Source organism: Caballeronia glathei, assembly GCF_000698595.1.
Taxonomy (GTDB): Bacteria; Pseudomonadota; Gammaproteobacteria; order Burkholderiales; family Burkholderiaceae; genus Caballeronia; species Caballeronia glathei.
In genome coordinates, this window is sequence record NZ_JFHC01000102.1 from 1 (window position 1) to 19,286 (window position 19,286).

Annotated in this window: 15 protein-coding genes; 9 read left to right on the forward strand and 6 right to left on the reverse strand. The window is 61.8% G+C overall.

What is annotated here, in order from left to right; all coding sequences use genetic code 11:
• Positions 1-384: 384 nt before the first annotated feature.
• The gene (locus BG61_RS34860; protein ID WP_081868288.1) at positions 385-3,693 is read right to left on the reverse strand and encodes an adenylate/guanylate cyclase domain-containing protein; all 3,309 of its coding nucleotides are present in this window, start codon (positions 3,691-3,693) and stop codon (positions 385-387) included.
• A 407-nt stretch (positions 3,694-4,100) separates the two neighbouring features.
• Between BG61_RS34860 and BG61_RS34865 the strand changes: the two genes are divergently transcribed.
• The 3 genes from BG61_RS34865 to BG61_RS44395 are packed head-to-tail and all read left to right on the forward strand — an operon-like array spanning position 4,101 to position 5,314.
• The gene (locus tag BG61_RS34865; protein WP_035937702.1) at positions 4,101-4,556 is read left to right on the forward strand and encodes a nuclear transport factor 2 family protein; all 456 of its coding nucleotides are present in this window, start codon (positions 4,101-4,103) and stop codon (positions 4,554-4,556) included.
• A 30-nt stretch (positions 4,557-4,586) separates the two neighbouring features.
• Positions 4,587-5,111 (forward strand): quinone oxidoreductase family protein, encoded by a 525-nt coding sequence (locus tag BG61_RS34870; protein WP_232256384.1) that lies wholly within the window; start codon positions 4,587-4,589, stop codon positions 5,109-5,111.
• Positions 5,102-5,314 (forward strand): zinc-binding dehydrogenase, encoded by a 213-nt coding sequence (locus tag BG61_RS44395; protein WP_232256393.1) that lies wholly within the window; start codon positions 5,102-5,104, stop codon positions 5,312-5,314. Before BG61_RS34870 ends, BG61_RS44395 begins: the two co-directional genes overlap by 10 nt.
• Positions 5,315-5,398: 84 nt before the next feature.
• Here BG61_RS44395 and BG61_RS34875 read toward each other — a convergent pair whose 3' ends face one another.
• From BG61_RS34875 to BG61_RS43045, 3 genes are all read right to left on the reverse strand, one after another.
• Complete coding sequence (locus BG61_RS34875; protein ID WP_035937704.1) at positions 5,399-6,253, reverse strand: SDR family NAD(P)-dependent oxidoreductase; 855 nt, start codon at positions 6,251-6,253, stop codon at positions 5,399-5,401.
• A 203-nt stretch (positions 6,254-6,456) separates the two neighbouring features.
• On the reverse strand, positions 6,457-6,957 hold the full coding sequence (locus tag BG61_RS34880) for an NAD-binding protein (RefSeq protein ID WP_232256385.1): 501 nt from the start codon (positions 6,955-6,957) through the stop codon (positions 6,457-6,459).
• Complete coding sequence (locus BG61_RS43045; RefSeq protein WP_161783723.1) at positions 6,911-7,144, reverse strand: hypothetical protein; 234 nt, start codon at positions 7,142-7,144, stop codon at positions 6,911-6,913. The genes BG61_RS34880 and BG61_RS43045 overlap by 47 nt, the downstream gene beginning before the upstream one ends.
• Positions 7,145-7,788: 644 nt before the next feature.
• On the opposite strand from BG61_RS43045, the gene BG61_RS34885 reads away from it, so the two are divergent.
• From BG61_RS34885 to BG61_RS34905, 5 genes are all read left to right on the forward strand, one after another.
• On the forward strand, positions 7,789-8,739 hold the full coding sequence (locus tag BG61_RS34885) for a UDP-glucuronic acid decarboxylase family protein (RefSeq protein WP_232256386.1): 951 nt from the start codon (positions 7,789-7,791) through the stop codon (positions 8,737-8,739).
• A gap of 2 nt (positions 8,740-8,741) precedes the next feature.
• Positions 8,742-9,728, forward strand: coding sequence for a UDP-glucose 4-epimerase GalE (gene galE, locus BG61_RS34890; RefSeq protein WP_035937836.1), 987 nt, complete (start codon positions 8,742-8,744; stop codon positions 9,726-9,728).
• Positions 9,729-9,805: 77 nt separating this feature from the next.
• On the forward strand, positions 9,806-11,260 hold the full coding sequence (locus BG61_RS34895; protein ID WP_075584296.1) for a UDP-glucose dehydrogenase family protein: 1,455 nt from the start codon (positions 9,806-9,808) through the stop codon (positions 11,258-11,260).
• Positions 11,257-13,875: a glycosyltransferase gene (locus BG61_RS34900; RefSeq protein ID WP_051673006.1), complete on the forward strand. Its 2,619-nt coding sequence runs from the start codon at positions 11,257-11,259 to the stop codon at positions 13,873-13,875. Before BG61_RS34895 ends, BG61_RS34900 begins: the two co-directional genes overlap by 4 nt.
• A 307-nt stretch (positions 13,876-14,182) precedes the next feature.
• Positions 14,183-15,862 (forward strand): ABC-F family ATP-binding cassette domain-containing protein, encoded by a 1,680-nt coding sequence (locus BG61_RS34905; RefSeq protein WP_035937706.1) that lies wholly within the window; start codon positions 14,183-14,185, stop codon positions 15,860-15,862.
• Between the two features lie 271 nt (positions 15,863-16,133).
• Here the strand turns inward: BG61_RS34905 and BG61_RS34910 are convergent, their stop codons facing one another.
• Positions 16,134-16,394 carry a hypothetical protein gene (locus BG61_RS34910; RefSeq protein ID WP_035937707.1) on the reverse strand — a complete coding sequence of 87 codons (261 nt, stop codon included), beginning with the start codon at positions 16,392-16,394 and terminating at the stop codon, positions 16,134-16,136.
• Positions 16,395-16,876: 482 nt separating this feature from the next.
• Here BG61_RS34910 and BG61_RS34915 point away from each other — a divergent pair, with 482 nt between their 5' ends.
• On the forward strand, positions 16,877-18,280 hold the full coding sequence (locus BG61_RS34915; protein WP_035937709.1) for an FAD-binding oxidoreductase: 1,404 nt from the start codon (positions 16,877-16,879) through the stop codon (positions 18,278-18,280).
• A gap of 678 nt (positions 18,281-18,958) precedes the next feature.
• On the opposite strand, the gene BG61_RS34920 is transcribed toward BG61_RS34915, so the two are convergent.
• Positions 18,959-19,286, reverse strand: a 328-nt coding sequence (locus BG61_RS34920; RefSeq protein WP_035942777.1) for a tyrosine-type recombinase/integrase, incomplete at its 5' end; no start/stop codon positions are given.

The window sequence follows — 19,286 nt, forward strand, 5'->3', positions numbered from 1 at the left end:
AAACTTAAATTCGCAACAGCTTCTAAAAGGTGAATCGTCGCCACCGTAACGCTGGGCCAGACACGCGTCGCAGTGGTGGACAACGATTAGACGAGCGCCTCTCGGCAGATAATCATAATCGAACAGCTACTGTTTCCATTCTGTCGCCTTGACGCACAGAAATCATGGCTGTGACGGATCGCGGATTACACGGGTTACAGGCGACGAGCTTGGACGACCCTTCGATCCATCGACCAGCGATGGACTGTTCACCCCTTGCGCGCGGCCCTGAGATCACATGAATGCCTCGATCCCAAAACATTCGCATGGTCCGCCGTTCCTATCCACAATCCTTTCGACGAGAGTTCGCGGCGAACGGAACGACGTGAACGAGGTTCAACCGGGCTATGGTTTTATGCCCATTTCCCGGCAAAGGGAGGTGGCGTCCGTCGCATGTTGCTCGGCCAAAGCTTCATTTCCGACCATCTTTTGCAGTCGAGAAAGTCCATATAGGCACTGTGCTAGCAGCGGACGCATGCCAAGCTCTCGGGCGATCATCAGCGCCGTGCGATAGTGATTGCGGCCTTCCTCAATCCTCGGTGCGGTAGCGCTGTCATCCGAGACAAGATCTCCCAACAGGATCCAGGCCCAGGCTTCATTGCCTCGCTCGCCGGAGGCTTGAGCAACATCAATCGCGTTATGTGCATGAGTGAGGGCTTCATCTTGTCGACCAGCGAGGTGGCACACTCGACCGAAATTTGACAGCACTAGGGACCGGCCAAACATGAAGTTACTCGCCGCCGCCTGGCGAACTGCCTCTTCCAGAAGGACCAGCGCCTCATCGGTCCGGCCCAGCAACGCATACGCAGCCCCCAGACAGGACGCAATCCGAGAAATGTAGATTGGAAACTCAGCGCTCCAGCACATGGCCAGTGCTGGCTCAAGTGCCTCGACAGCCATGTCGGGATTGCCTTGAATAAGGTGCATCCGTCCGACACCGTAACCAGCAAAGATCAGTTCCTCGGGCTCGTTCAACACTCGTGAGAGGTCGATCGCCTCGTGTCCAAGGACGGCAGCCTCGTCGAACCGGCCCAATTCGGCAAGACACAGCAACAACCAGATACGAGCGGTAACGCGCGTGAATTTTAGATAAGCCTCATCGGGACCGTGGCGGCTCTCGTGGAGGAGATCTAGCACCTGTCGAGCATTTTCCACCGCGCGTTCATAGTCTCCGTGGCCATACCGTGATCTTGCGAGCATCATCGTTACCCGAGCCTTCGCATCGGGGTCGCTTTGCCTCTCTGCCAACGCCAAGGCGCGCTCACCTGCTTCAACGGCAGCTACCAGATCGCCTAACGAACCGAGCGTATAAGTCAACCTTGACAAGACGCGCGATAGGCGAACCTCATCGCCCAGCGCTTCGGCAAGACGTTCCGCTCGCTCGAGATTCGCCCGGTCACGTGCCAATTCTCCCAGTGGATAAAGCGAGTGGTGAAGATCCCATCGGACGTCGATGATTTCACCGATTGTGTCGGCCGACGACGGCAGGGCTGCATAGGCAGTCAAAGCCTTCTCGAACAAGACCGACGCCTCGCGATGAGCTGCGCGTTTTGCAGAGCTGTGACCGGCACGCCGCCAAAGCTGAGCCGCCTTCTCCATCAATCCGGCGTGGGCGCAGTGTTCGGCCAGGATTTCCGGCTGTCGCTCCACTGCATCAAAAAAATGATTCTCGAGCTCCACTGCGATACGGGCATGCAGTTTCTGTCGCCTTTCCCGCAGCAGGGAGCTGTACGCCGCATCTTGCACCAGGGCGTGCTTGAAGGTGTATTCCGCATCCGGCGGCGTCCCGCGGCGGAAAACCAGCTCAGCATCGACGAGATGATCCAATGCGTCGTCCAAGCGCTCTTTGGGCATCGACGCGACCGCGCTGATCAGCTCATAGGAAAATCGCCGGCCGATTGCAGAGGCGATTTGCGCTACATCCCGCACCGGGGCCAGGCGATCGAGCCGCGCCATCAGTGAAGCGTGCAGCGTCATCGGAATCGCCAGTGGTGGCAGCGGACCGTCGACGATGTAGCGCCCGTTCTGCTCGCGCAGCAGGCCGCTCTCCAGCACTGTTTTGGTCAGTTCTTCGATAAATAGCGGTATTCCATCCGTATGGTCAATGATCCGGTCTGTAACCTCTTTTGGCAGTGCCTTCCCGAAGCTTACCCGCTCGATCATCTCCGCTCGTTGACCAGGAGGCAGACGATTGAGAGTAACGAGCGTCACTCCTGAGCGGCCGATCCACGGAGATGTGAACTCGGGACGGAAGGTGACGATCAGCAGGACAGGCAGGGTTGCCGTGCGATCGACAAGGTGATCCAGCGCTTCGAGCGTGCTGGGGTCGACCCAATGCACATCTTCGAACAATATCAGCAGCGGCTGGCGCATTGCCAGACCGCTGATCTGGGCAATCATTGTGCTAAGCGTCCTCTCCTTGCGCTTCTGCGGCGTGAGGTTAAGTGTCGGGTATCGACTTTCCGTCGAGATCGATAGCAACGCCGCCACAAGCGGAACATCGTCGCTGAGGTTGTCGGCGGCCAACGCGAGCGCCGCCTCAAGTTTGTCGAGGCGTTGTTCAGCAGTATCGTCGCGCCGCAAACCGGCCGCGCGCTCGAACTGGGAAATGAACGGATAGAACGCGCTATCTTGATGGCGGCGCGAACAGAAATACCGCAAGCGGGCGTGCGGCTCGAATTGGAGCCGCTCTTCAAGGACGGCCGTCAGCCGCGATTTTCCGATACCCGGCTCGCCCGAAAGCAGCACAACCTGGCCCTCACCGTTCTTCGCCCGCTGCCATCGGCGAAGCAACAGTTCGATTTCTTCGTCGCGCCCGACGATTGGCGTCAACGTGGTCGAGTGTAGCGCCTCAAACCGGCTTTCGACCCCGCTGGGGCCGAGCACTTGCCAAACCCGCACTGCATCGCCGATCCCCTTCACCGTGAGCAGGCCCATGTCGCGGTAATCAAACAGCCCGCCCGTAAGCCGCTGCGTACAAGTTGAAATCACCACTGCTCCGGCCTCAGCCAAAGCCTGCAGCCGGGCAGCGAGATTGGGCGTCTCGCCGACCACGCCACGCTCCCGGGCTTCGCCTTCACCAGTGAGATCACCGACTACCACAACGCCAGTAGCAACCCCGACCCGCACTCGCAAACCTTCGCCGGTACCGGAGTCGAGTTTGGCAATGGCTCGCACGAGCGTCAGCCCGGCACGTACAGCCCGCTCGGCATCGTCTTCGTGCGCTCGGGGATAGCCAAAATAGGCCAGCACACCGTCGCCCAGGTACTTGGCAATAAAGCCACCGGCCTTGGTGACTACATCCGCGCACCCTCGGTAATAGTCGGCGATGATTTTCCGCATGTCTTCCGGATCGAGCCGCGTCGAGAGGGCTGTCGAGTCGACGAGATCGCAAAACATGACGGTCAGCTGGCGCCGGTCCGCGTCATCACGTGGCACGGGCGGCGCCGCGACTGGAGATGTAGCAATGGCGCTGTCGCCAGGTTGGGCGATCGCGCGCAGCATTTTGCGGCGATGCCCAAGCAAGACGCCAAGATCCTTGAGATCCTGGTCGGTGAGATCGCGAAGGACCGAGCGATCGATACCATTCTCGGCAAAGAGCTGGGCATACTTGGACAAGCCTAGTGATGCCAACCACTCTGCAATGCTCTCCACCGAGTGTCTCCTGGAGGCAACTGCCTCATGCAACGGCGAAAGAACCACTGGCAAGAAACAAGCTCACAGGATCATCCAAGTAGGTCCCGCCGATCCTGCTAAGTATACGCTGCTATGGCAGCACTAACCTGCCAACGCTTCTCGCGGGCCGATGAGGCGATCGGTTGAGTGGAGGTGGGTCGGCCTGCCAGCCCTCCGCTGGGAATGAAGACTATTAACGCGACTAACGTAAATTCATGTGAAAAACAGTTGAGAATCAGTGATACGCGGCAGATTCGGGACCTGTTCCTACGCCAGGCCAACGCCGAGACAGCCCATGACATCGCTGCGCTAGAAAACATGTTCGCGTATGCCGCGCCAGGCCAGCCAGACCCAGTTTCATTCGTGGCTCGTTCATCGCGGCTTTGATGCTCGCCGCCGGGAATGCGCCCGCGCACGCTGGGCCGATTCATCAGTTTGCCGATGCAGACAGGCAAGAGGTCAAAAACGTTTTTCTCCGACAGGCCGCCGCTGCTACGCCGCATGACATTGTCGCGTTCGAGCGCGTATTGGTATCAACCGCGCCCGATCAACCCGACCCCATCGCATTCGTGGCTCGCACCTACCAGTTTTTGGGGAAAACCGCGTTCATCGACCACTTCAAGGAAACGTTCAAGGGCGTTTGGAAGTTCAAGCCGGAGGTCGAAAGCATCAGGATCATTCCCCTTACCCTTGACGTTGCGCAGGCATACGCTCGCACGCTGATTACGCTCGGTCATTCCGACGCGTCGGCCAAGATCGCACCGTACCTCGTGTATGAAGTTGCTGTCAGAACGTCCGAAGGCTGGCGTATTGCATCGATTGTGCTGGAGCCTGCGCAATAGATCCAATGTATCTCTCGGGGAGAGCAAGCGATGAAAGCCGCTGTCTACTATCAGAACGGCGGGCCCGAGGTTTTCCATTATAAAGATGTCGTTGACCCGGGCTGCGGGCCGGATGAAGTCCTGATACGAGTGGAAGCAATCTCGGTTGAGGGCGGTGACCTTGTCAACCGTGAGCTTCGCCCACTCGCCCGCGTACCGCACGTCGTGGGCTACCAATGTGCGGGCGCAATCATTGAAGTAGGTCGCGATGTGTTGAACCGGCGCGTCGGCGACCGGGTCGTGGCTGTCCTCAGTTGGGGGCCCCATGCGCAGTATGCAACGGCTCCTGCAGCCGATACACGGATCATTCCCGAAAACCTTGCGCTGGATACGGCCGCCGCAATACCCGTGGCGTGGGGTACCGCATATGAATGCCTGTTCACTGCCGGCAGGCTCAAGCAGGCTGAGACGGTGCTGATTCACGCCGGGGCGGGTGCGCTGGGACTCGCGTCGATTCAACTCGCCAAGCGTGCCGGAGCCCGGGTGAACAACTCAAGTCGTTCGGCCTGGACGTAGGCGTCAACTACAAGAACAACGATTTTGTCGAGAAGGTGATGTCCGATACCAAAGGACGAGGAGCCGACGTCGTGGTGGACAGCATCGCGGGGAAGGACCTTACTCGCAGCATTCAGTCCCTCGCTTACGGCGGGCGTGTCATCACTGAATTCTGGGGTGCAGGCCTTGGACTCCGCGCTCCCGACGGGCGCAAACGGCTCTAGACTCGTCGGGGGTGCACGGCGAACTTTGCGTTCACCGCAGCAAAACCGTGTTGGTTGCGGCCGACAGGGGCACCATCGATCAGATCAGTCGGCCTTCTTGGCGAACTCCTCGAATTCCTTCGCGTAATCTGGGTGCCAACGCGAAAGCGGCGGCCGGTTCTCGATAATGTCCCCTGCAGCCCAGAGAATCCGTCGCTCGTCGAGCGAACGCGGCACATCGTTGTCGGGACAGAGAATGTAGAAGTCACCGGCCCGCACCCGCTCCATCATGAAATCAACGGTTTGTTCCGGCGTCCAGGCACCTTCCGGTCTCTCGGTGCGGCCTCGGGCAGTAAGATCCGTGAAAACAAAACCCGGAATCAACAAGTGAGCACTGATCCGGCAGTTCGGGATATTGCGCAGCTCGTGCTCGAGCGCCTCCGTAAATGCTTTCAGGCCAGCTTTGGAGACGTTATAGGCCGGGTCGCCGGGCGGCGTCGTGATGCCCTGCTTGGAGCCAGTGTTAATGACCAAACCGGGGCGTCCGCGGGCGATCATTGCGGGGACAAACGTCTGCGTGCCGCGGATGACGCCCCACAGGTTGACGTCAAGCACCCGTTCCCAGTTAGCGGCTGGCCCGAACAGCTTGCTGCCAGGCTGAATGCCGGCGTTGTTCACGAGTACATCGGTGCCACCGAAACGATCCTGGACTGCAGCTTCGAGCCGACGCAAATCTTCAAGGCGACTGACGTCCGTCTCGAACGCCATCACGTCAGCCGTTCCGTTGGTTGCAAGCACGGCGACCTCTTGGGCCGCGCGCGCGAGTCGGTCCGCGCCGAGGTCAGCGATGCAAACGCGAAGTCCGCGTTGCGCGAATCGCTTGGCAGCGGCGAGCCCGATACCGGAAGCACCGCCTGTGAGAACCGCGACGGAGCCAGGCGTAAAAGCGAAGTGTGTCATTGATGATCCTTAGTGGTTCGTGGCCGTTGCACCCGGTAAAAGGGTGGTGTCGCAAGCCCACTTACGTACAAACTTCCCGTCCGCCTCTGGGACATGCGCTTCGGCTTAAAGTACATCATCTGCGTTTTCTCGTCCTTTCACGGTTCCTTCACCGTTCATGGCCGGTCGCCTCGTATTGATCAACCTCAGCCGTCATGAAGTTGCTATCTTAAGCCCGCGTCAGATAGCGCACAAAGCGCAACCGCCGACCAGTCATGCTCGGCGCCAATACCTTGCGAACGTAAGGTGAGGAACCTATCATGGATGAGACTCGCCAGCGGCAGCGGAACACCAAGGGCCTCAGCAGCCGCTAGCATCAGGCGGTTGTCCTTCTGGCCGAGCGCCAGCGAGAAGCCAGGAGGCTGGGAACGCCGCGACGCGATCAGCGGACCATAGATCTTATGCGGCGGGGCGTTGAAATTCGCGCTCTTGAGCAACTCGACAAAATGCAAGGGGTCGATTCCCGCTTTCCCTGCCACCGCGCATGCTTCGCCTAGGGTTTCGATGATCACCGATAGCATGAAGTTGCCGGTGAGTTTGACCAGCTTGGCCTGAGAAGGATCCTCGCCGACAATGCCAACCGACTGCCCAAGCGCCTGAAGAAGCGGCACCGCAACTTTAAGGTGCGCGTCCGCACCGGCGGCCATATGCATCCACCACGTCATTGCCCGCACCGCTTTGATCCCTGTGACCATCGGGCGCGAGCTTCGCATACGCAACATAGATTGTATTGCCGACGGCCTGAATGCCGAACGGATTTAGACCCGTAAGACCCACATACGTCAGCATCGCTATCAATGCGATACCGAGGATCCAGAAGAGAATTGCGGTGCGTCCGATCGACCCGCTCATGGGCGCCAATTCCTTTACGGCCGTGTCGAGGCCCAATCGGGAAACTATCGACGGAGACTCTACCTTCGGCACCGTTCAGCGACAACTAATCGGGATTCGGTTCTCGATGTGCAGAACCGAAGCGCAAGCCATCTGAGGCTCTGCATTCCGCCTACTCGTTGGCGGCGAATGCTCGTCAGCCCGGCTTTCAGTGCCGCAACGAGACTGGCTGTACCTCTCCAGACAGTCGGCATTGCCACCAGCAGAACGGGCAGAGCGGCCGGAGCCGCCGCCATCTCACGCTCGGATCGGACAGCACACTCGCCTTGACTATTCGCGCGTAGAGCGAGCGAACGTCACATCCGCCCTTTGGCTCAGCTAGCCGTGGCAGAACGTTTTTTTGTAAGCGACAAGCAAACGTTTGCAAAGTAATTTTTCCCGCCAAACGTTGTCGTCGTTCAAGAAGTGGAAAATTGTGCGCTGCACAACAGAGGTCATTCATTTGTACGTCGAATATTCGTCTGCGGGATGAATGAACCAGGAGGCGGGGAAAGCGGTCGACGGCCATCAAGGGGATGGACCGAACACTCGAACAAGAAATCAAAAATCAAAAGACCACGATGACTATGACACTAATTAGTAAAACGAACGACAGGCCACTTGTTATGGTGACGGGGGGCGCGGGATTCCTGGGCAGTCACGTGTGCGACCGCCTCGTACGGGAAGGCAAGCACGTTGTCTGTGTCGACAACTTCATGACGGGCCGGCGCGCGAATGTTGCACATTTGAGATCATCGCCCTACTTTACGATGATCGAAGCCGACATCTCCGTCGCGCTTCCGCAGATCGATGTTTCGGAGATCTGGAATCTCGCATGCCCGGCATCGCCGCCGACCTATCAGGTCGATCCGGTCCATACGATGCTCACCAATGTGATGGGCATGAAGAACTGCCTCGATCTCGCCTACGATACCGGCGCGCGCGTCTTTCAGGCATCGACGAGCGAAGTATATGGCGACCCCGAAGTGCATCCGCAGACGGAGTCGTATCGCGGCAAGGTGAACCCCATCGGTCCGCGCGCATGTTATGACGAAGGCAAGCGCGCCGCGGAAACGCTGTGCTTCGACTATCGCCGCATGTACGGCACCGATGTGCGCGTCGCACGTATCTTCAACACCTACGGTCCGCGCATGGACCCGCAGGACGGACGCGTCGTCTCGAACTTCGTTGTGCAGGCGCTGCGCGGCGATCCGCTCGAAATCTATGGCGACGGTTCGCAGACGCGTTCCTTCTGTTTCGTCGACGACCTCGTCGAAGGATTCTTCCGCATCATGCGCGCGCCTGAGGCACCGCAAGGTCCGGTCAATCTCGGCAACCCCGGCGAATTCACCATGCGCGAGCTTGCGGAACTGGTGATCGGCATTACGGGCACGTCGTCGACGCTCACAAACAAGCCGCTTCCGGTCGACGATCCGAAGCAGCGCCGTCCCGATATCGGCATCGCGCAATCGCTGCTCGGCTGGAAACCTCAGATTCCGCTGCGCGAAGGACTCTCGTCGACGATCGCCTATTTCAGCGCCGAGCTCTGGCTCACGCCGCTCGCGGAGGAATGCTGATCATGAAAGCACTCGTTACCGGCGGCGCCGGGTACATCGGAAGCCATACATGCAAGATGCTGGCGCGTGCGGGTCATACGCCCATCGTTTTCGACAATCTATCGACGGGTCATGCGGACGCGGTCAAGTGGGGCCCGCTGTGCGTCGGCGATCTGCTCGATGCCGGTGCGCTCGACGCCGCATTCGAGACGCATCAGCCCGACATCGTGATTCACTTCGCCGCTCTCGCCTATGTGGGTGTGTCGATGCAGGACCCGGCGAGCTATTACCGCGTGAATGTCGGCGGAACGCAGTCGCTGCTCGATGCGATGCGCCATCACGACGTAGCGCGCATCGTGCTGTCATCGAGTTGCGCGACCTACGGCATTCCCGCCGTGTTGCCCATCACCGAGGACACGCCGCAGCACCCGGTGAACCCGTACGGCTTCACAAAGCTCATCACGGAACACATGGCTGCAGACTATGAGCGCGCATACGGCCTGCGCTGGATCGCACTGCGTTACTTCAACGCGGCCGGCGCCGATCCCGAAGGCGAGCTCGGCGAGCGTCACGATCCGGAAACGCATGCGATTCCGCTCGCGATCGGCGCCGCGCTGGGCACGGGTTCCGCCTTCAAGGTGATGGGCACCGACTACCCGACGCGCGATGGCTCCGCCGTGCGCGACTACGTGCATGTCAACGACCTCGCGGATGCGCATCTGCGCGCGATGACTCACCTGCTGCAAGGCGGCGACAGCGGCGCGTTCAACCTCGCGACGGGGCGCGGCACGTCGGTACTCGAATTGCTCGACGCCGTGCGCGCCGCCACCGGCAAGCCCGTGAACGCGATGCGTGCGCCGCGCCGTGCCGGCGACCCGCCTGCGCTTTACGCGCAGGCCGACAAGGCACAGCGCGTCCTCGGATGGAAGCCACAGTACATGGATATCGGCCCGATGGTCGAAACGGCCGCGAAGTGGTTCATCGAAACAGACAGCCCGGTCGACGTTTGAACGGCGCGACGCACAACGGGCAGTAGAAGACCAACAAAGACAGAAAGCACTTATCAAAAGAATCGGGGAGCAAGAAAATGAGCGTACGTATTGCAATCGTGGGGACCGGCTACGTCGGACTGGTGAGCGGCGCGTGCCTGGCCGAACTGGGACATGACGTGATCTGCATCGACAACGATCCGTCCAAGATCGATGCATTGAACGACGGCCGTATTCCGATCTACGAACCGGGCCTCGACGAACTCGTCAGCCGTAACGCCAAGCGCGGCACGCTGCGCTTCAGCCTCGACCTCGCTGCGAGCGTGAAGGGGCGCGAAGCGGTGTTCATCGCGGTCGGCACGCCTTCGCATCCGGGCACGGACCGCGCGGACCTGAGTTATGTGATGGCGGTGGCCGAGCAGGTCGCGCCGAATATCGACGCGTTCACGGTGCTCGTGACCAAGTCGACGGTGCCCGTCGGCACGAATCGCGAAGTGCAGCGCGCAGCCGAGCGCTGGCTCGCGCCCGGACAATCGTTCGCGGTGGCGTCGAACCCCGAGTTCCTGCGTGAAGGCTCGGCGATCGAGGACTTCATGCATCCGGATCGCGTCGTGTTCGGCACCGACAGCGAAGCAGCCGCCGCCATCATGCGGCGCATCTACGCGCCGCTCGCGCAGAACGGCTATGAAGTGCTCGCCACGGAGATCGAAACGGCCGAGGTCATCAAGTACGCCGCCAACGCGTTCCTCGCCGTAAAAATCAGCTACATCAACGAGATCGCTGATCTGTGCGAGGTCGTCGGCGCGGACGTCGATCGCGTCGCGGCGGGCATCGGTCTGGATCGGCGTATCGGCGCGGCGTTCCTGAAAGCCGGTCCCGGCTGGGGCGGCTCGTGCTTCCCGAAGGACACGCGTGCACTGAAGGCGACGGCCTCCGAGCATATCGTGCCGATGCGCATCGTCGAGGCGGCGATCGAAGCGAACTCGCGCCGCAAGACGGTCATGTTCGACAAGATCGAGGCGACGTGCGGCGGTTCGGTCGCGGGCAAGCGGCTCGCCGTGTTCGGCCTCACCTTCAAGGGCCAGACGGACGACATGCGCGAAAGCCCGAGCGTCGGCCTGATCCAGATGCTGGAAGAGCGCGGCGCGAAGGTTCGTGCATACGACCCCTCCCGCCCGGCCGAAGCGGCGCGCATGCTGCCGAACATCGGCGTGGCGACCACGCCGGTCGGCGCGGCGCGCAGCGCGGACGCGCTCGTGATCCTGACGGACTGGAAAGACTTCACCGAGTGCGATCTCGGTGAGCTGGCCGACTACATGGCCGATCCGGTGATGGTCGACCTGCGCAATCTGTTCGATGAGGACGCGGTGCGCGAAAGCGGCTTCCGCCAGTATGTGCGGATCGGACGCAAGGCCTTGGGCGGGCGCCGCACACCGGCCATCGAACGGCGCGCCCAACGCACGCGTGCTCCGCTTGTCGTGCCGGCGAAGGTCGCGCGTCACGACGCGCGCGCGGAAGTTCCCTCCACCGTCGAAGCAAGCGAGGCCGTATGAGCACGCCGGTCACCCGTCCCAAGCAACTGGAGGCGGAGCGTGGCCGCCCGGCGAGCGAGGCGGAAACGCCAGAGCTCGCCGCGCCCTACCTCGTGCCCTTGCTGTCCGGAAGGCAACGCGTCTCTTTCACCGTGCTGGCGGCGTGCTGGCTGCTGAGCCTCGTCGGATTCTGGGCGTGGTGGCTGCAGCCGCAACATGACGTCGATGCATTTCGCTACGCGGTGAACTGCGCAGTGCTCTTCTGGACCACGGTCATCCCAGGCTACTTCGTGCTGGTGTTCTCGCGAGCCCGCGTGCCTAATCGCGCGCGGGCGGTTCCCGCCGGTCTTCGCGTGGCGATGGTGGTGACGAAGGCGCCGTCGGAACCCTTCGCGATCGTGCAGACGACGCTGCTCGCGATGCTCGCGCAGTCCTATCCGCATGACACCTGGCTCGCCGATGAAGATCCGTCCGAGGAGACGATCGACTGGTGCGCGCGTCGCGGCGTGCATCTCTCGACGCGCAAGGACGTGGCCGATTACCACAACGCGTCATGGCCCCGGCGCACGCGCTGCAAGGAGGGCAATCTTGCGTATTTCTACGACCACTTCGGCTACGCCAACTACGATTTCGTCGCGCAGCTCGACGCGGATCACGTGCCGCAACCCGGCTATCTCGAAGCGATGCTGCGTCCGTTCTCCGATCCGAATGTCGGCTACGTGTCGGCGCCAAGCATCTGCGACAGCAACGCGCCGGAAAGTTGGGCGGCGCGCGGCCGGCTGCACGCGGAAGCGGCCTTGCACGGCGCATTGCAGGCGGGGCACAACGGAGGGCTGGCGCCGCTTTGCATCGGCTCGCACTATGCGGTGCGCACGCGCGCGCTGCGAGACATCGGCGGTCTCGGCCCCGAGCTCGCGGAAGACCACTCGACCACGCTGATGATGAACGCTCACGGCTGGTCCGGCGTGCACGCACTCGACGCGATCGCGAGCGGCGACGGTCCTCGCACGTTCGCGGACATGGTCACGCAGGAGTTCCAGTGGTCGAAGAGCCTGGCGGTGATCCTGTTCCGCTATACGTTGACGTACTTCGGCCGGCTGCCGATGCGCCTGAAGGGACAGTTTCTGTTCGCGCAGCTCTGGTATCCGCTCTTCTCGCTGACGATGGCGGCGAGCGTCGCGATGCCGGTCATCGCGCTCCTCACGCATCGCGTCTGGGCGGACGTGCCATACACGGATTATCTGCTGCACGCGGCTCCGGTGACGGCGAGTATCCTGCTGCTGATGGCCTGGGTGAAAACCACGGGCTGTCTGCGCCCGCACGATGCGAACGTCGTGTCGTGGGAAGGGCTCGCGTTCCTCTTCGCACGCTGGCCGTGGTCGCTGCTGGGCGTGGTGTCGGCGGCGCTCGACTGCGTGCGCGGACGCGAGTTCGCGTTCAGCGTGACGCCGAAGACCGCCGCCGCCGATCCGGTTGCATCCATGCGCGTCGTCGCGCCCTATCTGTGGCTCGTGCTGCTCTGCGCGCTGCCGGTCCTGCTTGTCGATGATGCCGACAACGCTCGCGGCTTTTACGTGATGTCGATGCTCAATGCCCTCGTGTACCTTGTCATCGCGATCGTGGTCGTGGTGGCCCATGCGCGCGAAAACGGGCATCGCAAATCCACGCTCGGGCTGCTGCTCGCCGAGGGCCCGCTCGCGCGGCGCGGCCTGTTCGTCACGGCAGCGCTCGTGCTGCTGGCGGGCGGCTATCTGCGGCTCGGTCAGGGCATCGAAGCACTGATGTGGCGCGGCGAAGCGATCACGCCCGCCGTGGCCGCGGAGCCGCCGAAGATCGGCGCCTACGATCCGGACCACGCCTATGCACTCGCCGATACGCTCGACGTCGAGCATATCTTCGTGTCCTGGGCCGATCCGGGCGCGCCCGCTGCGATCCGCGACGCCGGCAGCTACGCGAGCCTGCGCAAGCGCAGCCTGATGGTGACGGTCGAACCGTGGCCGGCGGCATCGCGCAACTCACATACGCTGCTGCGCGACGTGACGCTCGGTGCCTACGATGCGGAGATCGACGACGTGTGCACCGCGCTGCGCTCGGTCGGTTCGCAAGTGAGGGTGCGTTGGGCCCAGGAGATGGAAACCGCGACCGGCCGCTATCCATGGGCCGCGAACGATCCTGCTGGCTATATCGCCGCTTACCGGCATTTCGTCGACCGGTGCCGGGCTGGCAACAAGCTCCTGAGCTTCGTCTGGTCGCCGCGCGGCGACGCCTCGTTGCCCGCGTATTTCCCGGGCCAAGGCTATGCCGACGAAGTGGGCCTGTCGATCTTCGACTGCCCGACTTGCGCGATGGGCGCGAAGGAAGGCGCGCCGTCGGCAACGGCGATCCTGCGGGAGAAGTACGCGCGCGTTCAGAAGTACGGCTTGCCGGTGATGGTCGCGGAACTAGGCGTGGAAGGCACGCCGGAGCGCCAGAGCGCTGCGTTGACGGCCCTGCGCGACGTGCTGCCGAGCATGCCGGCCCTCACGGCAATCGTCTACTTCAATTCGCCGGATTCGCCGGGTGCATGGCCGCTCATGCACACGCCGGACTGGCGAATGGAGCCGACGCTGCTCGGCCTGCTCGAAGCGGCGAACTAGCGCGACGTCGGGAAGAGGTGCGAAGCCCGCGTGTCATGCAGGCTTCGCAACGTCCGTGCCGTGTCGAAGGCGCGCGTTGACAAGGCGCCCCAGCGCTAACCGCTGGCGGGCTTTCCCGCACTACATGCACCAGGGGCTGCGGAGTCAGGGCGATACGTCTGCTCCCTAAGGTACAGCGGACCTTCAAATGGCGCGTGCAGGGTGGGCGACGCAAAGCGCAAGCGGCTCTGCACTCGTGCCGCCAGAAAAGTGGCAGCCCTGTACCTCCGATCGGCTATCATGCCTATCCTCCTCGAAGTAGCTCCTTATGATTTCCGTCCGTAATGTCACGCTGCGCCGTGGCGTCAATGTCGTACTCGACAGCGCGTCCGTCACCTTCACCCCCGGCGAAAAGATTGGCCTTGTCGGCCGCAATGGCGCCGGCAAGTCGTCCTTTTTCGGCCTTCTCAACGGCACGCTGCACGAAGACGGCGGCGAGTTCTCGATTCCCGCTGCATGGAAGATGGGCCAGGTCGCGCAGGAGATGCCGGAGACCGAGCAGAGTGCGACCGACTTCGTCATCGACGGTGACACCATACTGCTGGCCGCGCAGGCCGAAGTAGCCGCCGCTGAGGCCTGCGACGACGGCATGCGCATGGCACACGCTTACATGGCCCTGCACGACGCCGGTGCACATGATGCCCCCGCACGTGCCCAGGCGCTGATCCTGGGCCTTGGCTTCAGTGCCGCGCAGCTTAGCCAACCGGTCAACAGTTTCTCCGGCGGCTGGCGCATGCGACTGCAGCTGGCGCGCGCGCTCATGTGCCCGTCCGACTTGCTGTTGCTCGACGAACCGACCAATCACCTCGACCTCGACGCGCTGGTCTGGCTGGAAGCCTGGCTCAAGCGCTATCAAGGAACCTTGGTCGTGATCAGCCACGATCGCGAATTCCTCGACGCGGTGACACAGGTGACGGTGCACATCGACAACGCCAAGCTCGTGCGTTATGGCGGCAACTACAGCAAATTCGAAGAGATGCGCGCTGAGCAACTGCTGCTGCAGCAGGCCGCGGTGGCCAGGCAGGCGGACAAGATTGCCCACCTGCAGAAATTCATCGACCGTTTCAAGGCCAAGGCTTCGAAGGCGAAGCAGGCGCAGAGCCGGGTCAAGGCGCTCGAACGCATGGAGAAAATCGCACCGGTGCTTGCCGATGCGGAGTTCACCTTCGAGTTCAAGGAGCCGCTCAACGTCCCGAACCCGCTGTTGTCGATGCTGGACGCGAGCTTCGGCTACGCGGCGCCGACCGGCGCTCCACCGGGCACGCCGCCGACGGTTATCGTGCGGGGCATCAACCGATCCGTGCTGGCCGGGCAGCGCATCGGCATTCTCGGTGCCAACGGCCAGGGCAAATCCACTCTGGTGAAGACGGTGGCACACGAGCTGGCGCCGATTGCCGGCGAAATCAGCGAAGGCAAAGGCCTGAACATCGGCTACTTCGCACAGCAGGAACTCGACGTGCTGCGTCCTCTCGACACGCCGATGGAACACATGATCCGCCTTGCCAAGGACACGCCGCCGCACATGCGCGCGCCCGGCCAGAGTGGCACCGAACAATCGCTTCGCACCTTCCTCGGCACCTTCAACTTCAGTGGCGACATGGTCCATCAGGCGGTCAGCACGATGAGCGGCGGCGAGAAGGCGCGGCTCGTGTTGTGCATGATCGTGTGGCAGCGCCCCAACCTGCTGCTGCTCGACGAGCCCACCAACCATCTCGACCTGGCCACACGCGAAGCGCTAGGCATGGCACTCAACGAATTCGAAGGCACGGTGATGCTGGTCAGTCACGACCGTTCCCTGCTGCGCGCGGTATGTGACGAGTTCTGGCTCGTCACCAAAGGTGGGGTCGAGCCCTTCGACGGCGATCTGGACGATTACCAGCTGTTCCTGCGCGACGAAGCCCGTCGCATGCGCGAGCAGGCTGCCGGGGAGCAGAAGGTCATCGCCTGAGTTAACCCCCTTGGCAGTTCCAGTTTGGAAGCTGCCATAGCGCTCGCATCGAGTCTAAGGGCCGCTTAAGCTCGGGAGTGTGAGCGCACTGATGCAGGATGCTCTCACCGGGTTGCTCGATGCCGCCATCGTCGACAATCTGCCACATTGCTGACGTAGAGCCCGGCCCATCCCAATGACGGCTTTGGCCGATGTTCTGCCTCATTCGGTTGAGGTTTAAGGTCTGCTGCTCGACTAGCCGTGAGCCAATGTCATTTGCTCAACCAGTTGTCTACTGGAAGAGCACGAGATCGACGTTGTCGGGCTTCAGCTTCAAGATTAGCATGTCGTAATACCATGCAAGCGCACCGAATCCGACTGCGAATACAAGGAATGTGAGCTTCATTCCAAACGCACCTTGATGTCCGCTGCCGATAAGCAGCATCAGAATAAAGCCAATCAAGAAGACTCCGGAGAGTATCTTGCAGCCGAGAAGAACGATTCCGCGAAAGGTACGCAGGAGATGAAAGAGGATTGTTTTTAGTGCGCGCATTTTTATCGTCTTGTTGAAAGTTGGTCGCTTTTCTGTCCGCGACCCCATCAATGTTGGCGGACTACGTCTTTAACGGCCGCTTTTCTCGCTTCTTTAACGGGCCACGGTGCACATCGCGAATGCCAAGCCGAACGCGAGCGGGTTTGGCCTGCAGAGCGATGTGTCTGCGGCGTCTGCCGCCTTTCGCGCAAGAGACGTTAATCGACTCCTCGCTCGACCTTTGCCGCGACATTTTAGCGCGCCACACTGCGCGCCGGTGTCTCGCTGAAGACGTTGAATCGAAGCGCTCGCCTACCGTGACAGCCTCTCTATCAATTCCGTGCTTTCGAATCTGGCTGATTGCACGCTAGTCCTCGGTGCTAGCGATGCCGTAAGCGTTACCTCGTCCTAAATCGACCGTTTAAATGACATATGCCCGGTGCGTGATAAAGAATAGGATCAGTCGCTTCAAGCACAATCCATTAGCGACAGGACGTTCATGTATGGCTTTCAACGATTTGTCACTGCCGCCGGTATTGCCGGGGGATGCAGCGCCCCTCGTGGCCACGGTCGAGGGTTCGGTTCTACTGCCGGGTGACGCGGGATACGACGACGAACGTGCCGTCTGGAACCTGAATCACGAGCTGATGCCCGCGATGATCGTGGTGCCTGAGAGCGTGGCCGATATCCAGGTCGCCATTACTTTCGCGGCGGGTCAGCACCGTCCGGTCCTCGTGAAGACCACCGGCCACCAGATAGTCGGCCAGGCGCACGGTGCCGTCGTGATCGCGACCCGGCGGATGAATGACGTAGTCATCGATGCGGTCGGCCGCACGGCCCGGGTCGGCGCCGGAGTGATCTGGTCCGAGGTGGTCGAGAAGGCGGCCAGGGACGGGCTGGCTCCCCTGAATGGGTCGAACCTAACCGTGGGAGTGTCCGGTTACACCTTGGGCGGAGGGCTCAGCCCGACCCTCGGCCGCTCCCACGGCTACGCCGCCGACCATGTGCGCTCGCTCGACGTGGTGACCGCGGACGGCGAACTACGGCATGTCGACGCGGAATCCGAGCCTGACTTGTTCTGGGCGCTGCGCGGCGGCAAGGGCAACTTCGGAGTGGTCACCGCGTTGGAATTCGACTTGTTTCCGGTGCCCCGCCTCTACGGCGGCGCCATCTACTTCGCCGGTGAGCGAACGGGCGACGTGCTGCGAGCCTGGGCCGACTGGCACCCGAGCACCCCGGAGACCATGGTCACGTCGATCGCCGTGATGCGGATGCCATCGATACCCGAAGTGCCCGAGCGTCTGCGCGGGAAGGTTCTGGTATCGGTGCGGATCGCCTACAACGGTAGGACCGCGGACGGCGAGCGGATGGTAGAGCCGCTGCGCGCGGTAGCTCCTGTAGTCCTGGATACAGTGCGGGACATGCCGTACATTGAGGTCGCGTCGATCCACAACGAGCCGACCGACCCGGTGCCCTACTACGAACGGGGCATCATGCTGCGAGAGTTCCCCGCGCAGGCTCAGGACAGGCTGATCGAACTCGTCGGTCCGGATGCTGAAACCACTCTGGTGATCGCCGAGCTACGTGCCCTGGGCGGGGCGTGGGACCGGGAGCCGACGGTGCCAAACGCCGTGGCGACCAGGGGCCTGCCGTACAGCCTGCTGGGCGTCTCGGCCGGTCTGCTGTCGCAGGAGCAGCAACTCAAGAGGTCGGTCGCCGAGCTGCTCGACGGCATGAGGCCCTGGCAAGGCGACCGGCGGTATGTGAACAACCTCGCGCCGGACGAGGCTGCCGACGCGGCGGCGATTTACGGCCCGGAGCGCTACGAGCGCTTGGCGTCCATCAAGAAGACGTACGACTCGGCCAATATCTTCCGGCTCAACCACAACGTGATTCCCGCTGCCTGAGTAAGCACTGGCCGACCGGGCGGCAAGTATGGGGTGGGAATCGAAGCGCTCGCCTGCCTTCATCGCCTCTATCAATTCCGTGCTTTCGAGTCTAGCTAATTGCACGCTAGTCCTCGGTCTAGCGATGTCGTAAGCGTTACCTCGTCCAAATCAACGATTCGCACTCTCCTGCGCAGCGGCCTCTAGGCCGCGTTGAGCGCCACAGTTCCTAGACATCAGACAGGAATAGATGTACGCGTTGGCGGCGGCCAAACTCTTCGCGCTCCCTAATGTGCGAACGGCCGAGAATCGCCTTTCTGCTGCCTAACAAAAGAATCAATCCTTGTAGTCCGCAAAGGCGGCACTGCTACCCCGAGGCAACAGCCAGATGACCGAACCACTCTGTAAGCTGGCGTCATGTGGTCGGCCACGCGACCGGCTGTTGTGCGTCGTGAGTACTCATCCACTGGTCGTGAACCCGACATTTGCGGAGGCGAAGCGTCCAACGACAGGAAAGGAACCTGAAGCTGCCTCACGAAGAGCAACGCATGAACGTCGGCAAAGGCCGATGAAGCAACGTTCAACGTCGCGAATTGAATGGCCGCTTCCTGGGTAGAACCGACGCCTGAATGTCCGAGCGACGGTGCGGGCGAATGGCGGTTCATGGCCGGCAAGCGTCCGCTCACCGGCCATCAGCTATCAGACTTCGGTTTGCTCGGCCATCTCGAGCGCGTCATCTACCTCGATACCAAGGTATCGGACTGTGCTCTCGAGCTTCGTATGGCCCATGAGTAACTGAACCGCGCGCAGGTTCTTTGTTCGTCGATTAATCAACGACGCTTTCGTGCGGCGCATCGTGTGCGTGCCGTAGGCGCCGTCGTCCAGTCCGATTGACGCAACCCAACGATGCACGATGCGTGCATACCGGCGCGTCGACACCTGCGCTGACGCGTGCAGGCGACTCGGAAACAGATAGTCGGAGGGCTTCAACCCCCGCGCTGAAATCCAGGCCGCGACACTCTGCCGA

Bases quoted from the DNA above. Each gene is read 5' to 3' on its own strand.
- BG61_RS34865 (WP_035937702.1), top strand. From the start codon at position 4,101: ATGCTCGCCGCCGGGAATGCGCCCGCGCACGCTGGGCCGATTCATCAG.
- BG61_RS34870 (WP_232256384.1), top strand. From the start codon at position 4,587: ATGAAAGCCGCTGTCTACTATCAGAACGGCGGGCCCGAGGTTTTCCAT.
- BG61_RS34875 (WP_035937704.1), bottom strand. From the start codon at position 6,253: ATGACACACTTCGCTTTTACGCCTGGCTCCGTCGCGGTTCTCACAGGC.
- BG61_RS34880 (WP_232256385.1), bottom strand. From the start codon at position 6,957: ATGACGTGGTGGATGCATATGGCCGCCGGTGCGGACGCGCACCTTAAA.
- BG61_RS43045 (WP_161783723.1), bottom strand. From the start codon at position 7,144: ATGAGCGGGTCGATCGGACGCACCGCAATTCTCTTCTGGATCCTCGGT.
- BG61_RS34885 (WP_232256386.1), top strand. From the start codon at position 7,789: ATGGTGACGGGGGGCGCGGGATTCCTGGGCAGTCACGTGTGCGACCGC.
- galE (WP_035937836.1), top strand. From the start codon at position 8,742: ATGAAAGCACTCGTTACCGGCGGCGCCGGGTACATCGGAAGCCATACA.
- BG61_RS34895 (WP_075584296.1), top strand. From the start codon at position 9,806: ATGAGCGTACGTATTGCAATCGTGGGGACCGGCTACGTCGGACTGGTG.
- BG61_RS34900 (WP_051673006.1), top strand. From the start codon at position 11,257: ATGAGCACGCCGGTCACCCGTCCCAAGCAACTGGAGGCGGAGCGTGGC.
- BG61_RS34905 (WP_035937706.1), top strand. From the start codon at position 14,183: ATGATTTCCGTCCGTAATGTCACGCTGCGCCGTGGCGTCAATGTCGTA.
- BG61_RS34910 (WP_035937707.1), bottom strand. From the start codon at position 16,394: ATGCGCGCACTAAAAACAATCCTCTTTCATCTCCTGCGTACCTTTCGC.
- BG61_RS34915 (WP_035937709.1), top strand. From the start codon at position 16,877: ATGGCTTTCAACGATTTGTCACTGCCGCCGGTATTGCCGGGGGATGCA.